At 72.3% G+C, this 1,147-nt stretch carries 1 protein-coding gene; it reads left to right on the top strand.

Features of this window, described 5'->3' with window-relative positions:
- Positions 1 to 201: 201 nt before the first annotated feature.
- Positions 202 to 1,147 (top strand): SigB/SigF/SigG family RNA polymerase sigma factor (locus KBX53_RS33705; protein ID WP_210863891.1); only part of this gene is annotated, 946 nt, incomplete at its 3' end.

The raw sequence follows: 1,147 nt of genomic DNA, 5'->3' as shown, positions 1-1,147 counted from the left end.
CTCGCGAACCCGGGGTCCCGTGATTGAGTACCTACGGAGCGGGAACATCGCTGGCTGCGACGGCCTAATTGCGCTGCGTAGAGGCGGTGTCGCCCGCTGGCATCCCAGTCACTGACCCACTTTCCGGCCCGGTGCGTGGCTCGACCACGCGCACGACCGGTTTCCCGATCCGGGCGGGGGACCTTCCTGAGGGAGGCGCGGATGTTCGGACAGACGAGCACGACCACGACCACACCACCACCCACCGATCGAGGTCTGGAGGATCTCGACGCGGCGGCGATGGCGTACGCGGCCCGGATCGCCGGGCTGCCGCCGGAGCGGCGGGGGGAGGCTCGGGACGACCTGGTGCGCTTCGCGCTGCCGTTCGCCGGGCGGTTGGCCCGCCGCTACCGGGGGCGCGGAGAGCCGCTGGAAGACCTGGAGCAGGTGGCCCGGCTGGGGCTGGTCAACGCCGTCGACCGCTATGACCCGGAACGGGGCTCGTTCACCGCCTACGCCGCGATCACCATCGTGGGCGAGATCAAACGACACTTCCGGGACCGGACCTGGGGCGTGCACGTGCCCCGCCGGCTGCGGGACCTGATCCTCGAGGTGGGGCAGGCCACCGCCGCGCTGACCAGTGAGCTGTCCCGGGCCCCGTCGGTGGCCGAGCTGTCGGCCCGGCTGGAGACCCCGGAGGAGGAGATCCTCGCCGCCCTGGAGTCGGCGGCCGGCTACAGCCCGGCCTCCCTCAACGCCCCGGTGGGTGGGGAGAGCTCCGCCGAGTTCGGCGACCTGGTCGGCGAGTCGGACAACGCGTTGGAGTCGGTCGACGACCGGGTGACGGTGAGCGGCCTGCTGCACCGACTGCCCTGGCGGGAACGGCGGATCCTCGCGATGCGCTTCTACGGCAACCAGACCCAGGCGGAGATCGCCGCCCGGTTCGGCATCTCGCAGATGCACGTGTCCCGGCTGCTGTCGCGGGCGCTCACCTGGCTGCGCCAGGCGATGCTCGCCGACGCGCCGCCGCCGTGGCAGAACGGCGCCGCCGAACCCGACCCGGGCAAGACCCGGATCTCGGTCAAGCAGAACGGCGACTCGGTGGTCGTCGAGGTGGGCGGCGAGATCGACCGCGACGGCGCGGACCAGTTGCGTCGGGCCATGCTGG

The organism is Micromonospora sp. M51 (assembly GCF_018070305.1).
Lineage (GTDB): Bacteria > Actinomycetota > Actinomycetes > Mycobacteriales > Micromonosporaceae > Micromonospora > Micromonospora parva.
Note: the sequence above shows the minus strand (reverse complement) of the source record. Positions and strands in the feature narration are given on the sequence as shown.